6 protein-coding genes are annotated in these 8,087 nt (G+C 66.9%); 5 read left to right on the forward strand and 1 reads right to left on the reverse strand.

What is annotated here, in order from left to right; genetic code table 11:
- The first annotated feature begins 17 nt into the window (after nt 1-17).
- The 5 genes from CEP17_RS14705 to CEP17_RS14725 all read left to right on the forward strand — a co-directional run bounded on the left by CEP17_RS14705 (nt 18) and on the right by CEP17_RS14725 (nt 6,078).
- Entirely contained in the window at nt 18-788 is a 771-nt protein-coding gene (locus CEP17_RS14705) for a DUF4184 family protein (protein ID WP_112932757.1), read from the forward strand.
- 30 nt (nt 789-818) lie between these two features.
- Nucleotides 819-1,880: a LacI family DNA-binding transcriptional regulator gene (locus tag CEP17_RS14710; RefSeq protein WP_231560343.1), complete on the forward strand. Its 1,062-nt coding sequence runs from the start codon at nt 819-821 to the stop codon at nt 1,878-1,880.
- 141 nt (nt 1,881-2,021) lie between these two features.
- Entirely contained in the window at nt 2,022-3,569 is a 1,548-nt protein-coding gene (gene mmsA, locus CEP17_RS14715; RefSeq protein WP_036317820.1) for a multiple monosaccharide ABC transporter ATP-binding protein, read from the forward strand.
- Nucleotides 3,566-4,909, forward strand: coding sequence for a multiple monosaccharide ABC transporter permease (mmsB, locus tag CEP17_RS14720; RefSeq protein ID WP_036317822.1), 1,344 nt, complete (start codon nt 3,566-3,568; stop codon nt 4,907-4,909). Before mmsA ends, mmsB begins: the two co-directional genes overlap by 4 nt.
- A gap of 47 nt (nt 4,910-4,956) precedes the next feature.
- Entirely contained in the window at nt 4,957-6,078 is a 1,122-nt protein-coding gene (locus CEP17_RS14725) for a sugar-binding protein (protein ID WP_036317825.1), read from the forward strand.
- Nucleotides 6,079-6,133: 55 nt separating this feature from the next.
- Here CEP17_RS14725 and CEP17_RS14730 read toward each other — a convergent pair whose 3' ends face one another.
- Nucleotides 6,134-7,402 (reverse strand): CoA transferase, encoded by a 1,269-nt coding sequence (locus tag CEP17_RS14730; RefSeq protein WP_112932758.1) that lies wholly within the window; start codon nt 7,400-7,402, stop codon nt 6,134-6,136.
- Nucleotides 7,403-8,087: the final 685 nt, after the last annotated feature.

An 8,087-nucleotide genomic window follows, 5' to 3' on the forward strand; every position in this document is an offset into this window, starting at 1 on the left:
ACCGCGCCGGAGGCCGCATGCCGTTCACTGTCTCGCACGCCGTGGTGGCGTTGCCGTTCGTCCGCACGCCGCTGCTTCCGGCCGCGATCGCGATCGGCGCGATGACGCCGGATCTGCCGCTCTTCGTCCGCGGCACGCCCGTGTCGTACCAGCTCACTCATACGAATCTCGTGGTCTCGACGGCGATTGCCGCCGTGCTGACGGTCATCTGGTACGTCGTGCTGCGTCCCGCCGTGCGGTCGCTGTCGCCGCGATGGATCGCAGCTCGGGTGCCGGCCGCGTGGGACCGACCCGGTGTGCCGCAGTGGTGGTCGCGGCGTCCGGCGTGGCAGTCGGCGGCGCTCGCGGCCCTCTCGCTGTTGCTGGGGGTGGCCACCCACATCGCCTGGGATGCCTTCACGCACGAAGGGCGATGGGGAACCCGGCTGCTTCCCGCACTCGACGCGCAGTGGGGGCCGCTTCTGGGGCTCAAGTGGCTGCAGTACGGCTCCACTGCGTTCGGACTGATCGTGCTCGCTCTCGCCGCCGCGCTGTGGCTGCGTGGTCGCCGTGCGGAGTCGGCGACCACCGGCATCCCGCCGATCGTTCGATATCTGTGGTGGCTCTCGCTGCCCGTCGTGCTGCTGGCGGCATGGCTTCTCGGCCTCGCCGTCTACGGTCCTTTCACTCCGGCCTGGACGGTGCAGCACCTGGCGTATCGGGTGCTGCCGCCCGCCTGCGCCATCTGGGGTGCAGCCACCCTCGTGCTGTGCGCGGTCATCGCCGTCCGCGGGCGTCGCGCGGCGTGACGCGTTGCGCGTCACCGCGGTAATGTGAACGTGCACATCGAAGGCGAGGGCACCGTGTCGGCTGGCGAGGAGAAAGCACGCAGCGCGAGCATCCGCGATGTCGCGCGCGCCGCCGACGTCTCGTATCAGACCGTCTCACGCGTGCTGAACGGTCACCCGTCGATTCGACCCGAGACCAAGCAGCGGGTGCTCGATGCCATGGCCGACCTGCGCTACCGTCCGAATCAGGCGGCCCGCGCCCTCGTGACCAGCAGATCGCAGACGCTGGGGGTCGTGCTGGGCTCGCGGGGCGAGTACGGTCCGTCGTCCAGCCTGGCCGCCCTCGAGGATGCCGCGCGCGAGCGCGGGTACTGGGTGAACTCCGCCTACCTGCGCGACACCCGCCCGGAGACGATCGCCGCCGCCGTGGAACATCTGCGCCGACAGTCCGTCGAGGGCATCATCGTGCACGCCCCGCAGGTGCGGGTGTTCGATGTGCTCGCCGAGCTCGATGTCGACATCCCCTACCTCGGGCTGCACAGCGCCGAGCGGGGGATCGCCGAACTCGCGGAGGATCAGGTGCGCGGCGGCATGCTCGCCACCGAGCATCTGATCTCGCTGGGACACGCCGAGATCGTGCACGTGGCCGGTCCGCAGGATTGGATCGAGGCGGAGAGCCGCATGCAGGGCTACCTGCGCGCCCTCTCGGACGCCGATCTGCCGACGCGTCCGCCGATCCTCGGCGATTGGACCGCGGATTTCGGCTACCACGCCGCCGTGGAGCTCTCGCGCCGCCTCGACTTCACCGCCGTCTTCGCTGCGAACGACGCGATGGCACTCGGGATGATCCACGGCTTCCGCGATCTCGGCATCGACGTGCCGCGCCAGGTGAGCGTCGTCGGCTTCGACGACATCCCCCTCGCCGCGCATGCGTGGCCGCCGCTGACGACCGTCCATCAGCAGTTCGCGGGGCTGGGGGAGCGTGCCATGGCCGCTCTGCTGCGCGCGATCGGCGAGCCGGACGTGCCGACGGATGCCGTGAGCGGCATGAATCTGGAGCCCTCGCTCGTGGTGCGAGAGTCCTGCGCCGTCGCCATCACGGCGAAAAGATGACGCTTCGATAACGGCCCCCTCCCGTGATTGACAACCTCGTTCCGAGGGTGCACGATGTTCAAGCGATGTGAACGGTCACATTGAGCTTCGGAACGAAGCCCGCTCAACGAAGACAAGCTGACGACGAGGAGGTCGCGCACAATGCCGGATGCAGTGCCGATCCTGGAGATGCGCTCCATCACCAAGGAGTTCCCGGGTGTGAAAGCGCTCAGCGACGTGTCCATCACGGTCGCCGCGGGCGAAGTCCACGCGATCTGCGGCGAGAACGGCGCCGGTAAGTCCACGCTCATGAAGGTGCTCTCCGGGGTGTACCCGTACGGCACGTACAGCGGCGACATCTGGTACCGCGGCGAGGTCGTCCAGTTCAGGGACATCCGCGCGAGCGAGCACGCGGGCATCGCGATCATCCATCAGGAGCTGGCGCTGATCCCCGAACTCTCGGTGACGGAGAACATCTTCCTCGGCAACGAGATCGAGCGCGGCGGCGTCATCGACTGGGCACAGGCGCGGCTCCGAGCCGTCGATCTGCTGGCGCGCGTGGGACTGCGCGACGACCCCGACACGCAGATCAAGCATCTCGGTGTCGGCAAGCAGCAGCTGGTCGAGATCGCGAAGGCGCTCGCCAAGGACGTCAAGCTGCTCATCCTCGACGAGCCGACCGCCGCGCTGAACGAAGACGACTCGCAGCACCTGCTCGATCTGATCCTCTCGCTCAAGGGCAAGGGCATCACCTCGATCATCATCAGCCACAAGCTCAACGAGATCGAGCAGATCGCCGACTCCATCACGATCATCCGCGACGGCCGCACGATCGAGACCCTCGATGTCGCCTCCGGCACCGTCGACGAGGACCGCATCATCCGCGGCATGGTCGGCCGCTCGTTGGAGAGCCGGTTCCCGGACCGCACGCCGCACATCGGCGAGGTCTTCTTCGAGGTGCGCGACTGGACGGTGCGCCACCCGCAGATCCCCGAGCGGCTCGTCGCCAAGCACTCGAACCTCTACGTGCGTCGGGGCGAGATCGTCGGCATCGCCGGCCTCATGGGCGCGGGGCGCACCGAGCTCGCCATGAGCCTCTTCGGCCGCTCCTACGGCATCTACGAGTCGGGCCAGATCCTCATCGACGGCAAGGAAGTCGTCATCAAGGACGTCCAGTCCGCGATCGATCACGGCATGGCCTACGTCAGCGAAGACCGCAAGGTGCTCGGACTCAACCTTCTCGACACGATCAAGCGCTCCATCGTCGCGGCCAAGCTCAAGAAGATCGCGCGCAACGGCGTCATCGATCCGTACGCCGAGAACGACATCGCCGACGACTACCGCAAGAAGCTGCGCATCAAGACGCCGAGCGTCGATGTCGGCGTCTCGAAACTCTCCGGCGGCAACCAGCAGAAGGTCGTCCTGGCCAAGTGGATGTTCACAGACCCGGAGCTGCTGATCCTCGACGAGCCCACCCGCGGTATCGACGTGGGGGCCAAGTACGAGATCTACGCGATCGTCCAGCAGCTGGCCGCGCAGGGCAAGGGCGTGATCCTGATCTCCAGCGAGCTGCCCGAGCTGCTCGGCATCTCCGACCGCATCTACACGATCTTCGAGGGGCAGATCACCGATGACCTGCCCGTCGCCGACGCAACCCCCGAGAACCTCATGCGCAGCATGACCTCCGCACGACAGAAGGCACAACGATGAGCACCGAGACGGTACCCACCAAGCGTTCAGGCGGCATCTCCGACCTGAAGAAGATGTTCGGCGGGGGAACCTCCTCCCTCCGCCAGTTCGGCATCCTGGCGTCGCTGATCGCCATCATCCTGATCTTCCAGATCTGGACCGGGGGCACGACGCTGTCGCCGCAGAACCTCATCAACGTCGTCAGCCAGCAGTCCTACATCCTGATCCTCGCGATCGGCATGGTGATGGTCATCATCATGGGACACATCGACCTGTCCGTCGGCTCGGTCGCGGCTTTCGTGGGCATCATCGTCGCCAAGTCGATGAACGAGTGGAACACGCCGTGGCCCCTCGCGATCGCGATCGGTCTGGTCGTCGGTGCCCTCGTCGGTGCGTGGCAGGGCTTCTGGGTCGCCTATGTCGGCGTCCCCGCGTTCATCGTGACGCTGGCCGGCATGCTCATCTTCCGCGGCGGCAACCAGTGGATCGGCCAGTCGACCACCACGCCGGTGCCCCCGGAGTACAGCTACATCGGCTCCGGCTACCTGCCCGAACTTCCCATCGCGGTCGACTTCAACGTGCTCACCATGCTCTTGGGCCTCATCGGCGTCGCATGGATCGTCTACAACGAATGGCGGCTGCGTCGCCAGCAGGCGAAGATCGGCGCCGACTCGGCTCCGCTCTGGGTGTCGGGCGTGAAGGTCGTCATCCTCTCGGCCGCGATCCTCTGGGCCGCCTGGCTGTTCGCCACGGGACGCCCGGGCACGAGCTTCCCGATCTCGGGCGTGATCCTGCTGGTGCTCGTTGTGATCTACTCGTTCGTCACCAACCGCACGGTCTTCGGCCGACACATCTACGCCGTCGGTGGCAACCGCCTCGCCGCGGCCCTCTCGGGTGTCAAGGACCGCCGTGTCGACTTCTTCGTCATGATGAACATGTCGGTGCTCGCCGCCATCGCGGGCATGATCTACGTCGGCCGCGCCACGGCATCCGGGCCCCAGGACGGCAACGGCTGGGAGCTCGATGCGATCGCCGCGGTGTTCATCGGCGGCGCGGCCGTGTCGGGTGGTATCGGCACGGTGATCGGCTCGATCATCGGCGGCCTCGTCATGGCGTTCCTCAACAACGGGCTCCAGCTGATCGGCGCCGGCGCCGACTCGGTGTCGATCACGAAGGGGCTCGTCCTCCTGCTCGCGGTCGCCGTCGACGTGATCAGCAAGCGCCGCGGAGGCCCCTCCATCATCGGTCTGCTCACGCGTCGACGTGACCGGGCCGCCGTGGTGGTCACAGAAGTTCCCGCCGTCATTCCGACGTCGGGCACGAACGAGTCGAGCCAGCCGGCTGACCTCCCCAAACGGTAGGTCCGGGACCGACTCGCCTCACCCTCACCAGAGAAAGTGATGAATCAATGAAGAGAATCGCTCTTGCGGCAGCCTCCCTGGCCGCCGTCACGGCACTCGCGCTCACGGGCTGCTCGAGCTCCGGGCGCGGCGGCGACGCGACCGCATCGGCGGGCGCGGCGGCAGGCTTCGCGGCCGATGCCACCATCGGCATCGCGCTGCCGGACAAGACGTCGGAGAACTGGGTTCTCGCGGGCGGCCTGTTCGACTCCGGCCTGAAGGAGGCCGGCTTCAAGGCCGACGTGCAGTACGCCCCGGCGTCCAACACGGTCGCCGAACAGCAGAACCAGATCTCGGCCATGATCACCAACGGCGCCAAGGTCATCGTCATCGGCGCCAAGGACGGCAAGCAGCTCGGCACGCAGCTGCAGCAGGCGGCGGATGCCGGTGTCACGGTGATCGCCTACGACCGTCTCATCGAGAACACGCCGAACGTGAACTACTACGTCGCGTTCGACAACTTCAAGGTCGGCGAGCTGCAGGGTCAGGCGCTCCTCGACGGCCTGCAGAAGCGTTCGGGCCACGGCGCGCCGTGGAACGTCGAGCTGTTCTCCGGCTCGCCGGACGACGCCAACTCGGCGGTCTTCTTCAACGGCGCCATGAAGGTGCTGCAGCCGAAGATCGACGACGGCACCCTGAAGGTCGTGTCGGGTCAGACCGACATCCAGCAGACGGCGACCCAGGGCTGGAAGGCCGAGAACGCGCAGAGCCGTATGGACTCGCTGCTCGCGGCCAACTACACGTCGGCGACCATCGACGGCGTCCTCTCGCCGAACGACACGCTTGCTCGCGCCATCATCACCTCGGTGAAGCAGGCCGGAAAGAACATCTCGCAGTTCACCGTCACCGGTCAGGACTCCGAGGCCGAGTCGGTCAAGTCGATCATGGCGGGGGAGCAGTACTCCACCATCAACAAGGACACCTCGCTGCTGGTGGCCCAGACCATCAAGATGATCCAGTCGCTCCAGAAGGGCGAGACGCCTGAGGTCAACGACACCACCCAGTACAACAACGGTGTCAAGGTCGTCCCGGCGTACCTGCTGCCGCCGGTCATCGTCACCAAGGAGAACGCGGCCGAGGCTTACGCCAACAACCCCACCCTCCTGGCCCTCGTGAAGGCCGCGCAGTAAGCGACCCGCACGCCCACGACGGCCCCCGTTCTTCGGAGCGGGGGCCGTCGACGTGTCATCGGGGGAGCCAGACCGGATCGGCGGAGCCCCACGGTTCCGGCGGCGTGAACCTCGTCGGGGCTCCCGCGTAGGCCACGGCCGATCCGGCGGTGACGATGTCGTGGCCGTCGACGACGAACCGCTGGAGGTAGCGCGAAGGATCCGCCGGTTCGGCGAGCTGGCCCGCCCGATCCCGGGTCATGCCGAGCAGTTCCGCGGCGACGCGTCGGAGCGAGGTCTCGACGAGCCAGCTTCCTCCGACCTCGAGGCGACGACGCCTCGCCGCGATCACACCGGCGGCCAGTGCATAGCCCGCGGTGTGATCCAACGCCTGGGCGGGAAGCGCACCCGGGGTGATGCGGTCGCGGGATTCGATCCACGCGATGCCGGATGCCGCCTGCACGAGGCTGTCGAACCCGCGTCCGCCCTCGCGGCCCCATGCACTGAGTCTGGCCACGATGACGCTGGGATGCCGTGCGCATAGCGCTCGGGGGTCGAGCCCGAGCCGGGAGAGCGCCTCGGGGCGGTAGCCGAGAACGACGACGTCCGCGCCGGTGAGCAGACCGTCGAAGCGTCGCCGATCGTCGGCGGCATCGAGATCGAGGACAGCGCTGCGCTTGCCGTGACCGGTGTCCAGATGCTGCGCGGCGATCTCCGGCATCCGGGGCGGATCGATGCGGAGCACGTCGGCGCCGAGAAGTGCGAGTGTGCGGGTCGCCACCGGGCCCGCGATGACACGGGTGAGATCGAGCACGCGTACTCCGCGCAGGGGAGAGGAGGCGTCGACGGCAGTCGTGGCGATCGGGCCGTCCGCCACGCGGAGCACGGTGGCCAGAGGCGAAGCGCGAAGCCGACCGTCCGCGACGGGATCCTCGTGCCGCACCTCGACACACAGACCTCCGGCCCGCGTGATGATCCCGACGGCGTCGCGGGTGGACAGCGCGCTCAACCGTGCACGCGCGCGGTCGAGATCGTTTGCACCCGGCGCCGCGCCGGTGAGGCCGAGCACGTCGCGCAGCGCACGCTCGTGGTGCGGGTAGTTCGCATGCGTGCGCACCCAGCCGTCCCGTGTGCGGAAGAAACCCGACAGCGGGGCGAAGCCGATCTCCGCCTCGCCGTCTCGGCGGAACCACCGCTCGCTCGTGTACGCCATGGTGACCGCCTCGGCATCCACAGCCGTCACGGGTACGCGGACCAAGGTCGACGCCTCCGCGATGACGGCGGCGACGGCGTCGGTCGCAAGAGTGCCGACGGGCAGCCGCGCGCGCAGTGAACGAGGCTCCATGGGGAGAGCCTACGGTGACATCCCGAGCGCGACACGCCCGGGATGTGGGGGTGATTTGCCGGATGGTGGTGTGCCGCGTAAGTTATTACTTGTTCGCCCCACAGGGAAGAGCGAAGGGCCGGAAGGCCTCGCCCCCTCAAGCGGAGAACCGAACCCCATCCCAAACCTCTCGGTAGAGAGAACAGGACTTCTGGTCTAGGATGGAAACCTCCCTCCTGCACTCCGTTTCATTCGGAGGACGGTGGTGGGTTGTGGCAGTCGCGAAAGCTGTACTGCCGGCGTGGCAAGACTGTCACTCCAGTCGTGTTCCTTAGCGGGCGCGACGGCGGAGACACCTTGCCCGCGAAGAGAAGTCGCCCCGCGATGAAGGCCGAGAGGCCGGAGCACGGGAGCGTCCGATCCTTGAGAACTCAACAGCGTGCACTTGTCAAATGCCAAATTACCTCGTCCCTGCCTTTGTGGTGGGGTGAGATTCCTTTGGATCAAAGTCCGGTATTTCGGTGCCGGCATTATGGATTGTCAGTGATGGCATCCTTTTTGGTCAGTTTCGAACTCGCTGCATTGTCGTTTTCCCGATGGTGTATGCATTTTTTCTTTTTGGAGAGTTTGATCCTGGCTCAGGATGAACGCTGGCGGCGTGCTTAACACATGCAAGTCGAACGGTGAAGCTCAGCTTGCTGGGTGG

It is taken from the genome of Microbacterium sp. PM5 (assembly GCF_003293595.1).
Lineage (GTDB): Bacteria > Actinomycetota > Actinomycetes > Actinomycetales > Microbacteriaceae > Microbacterium.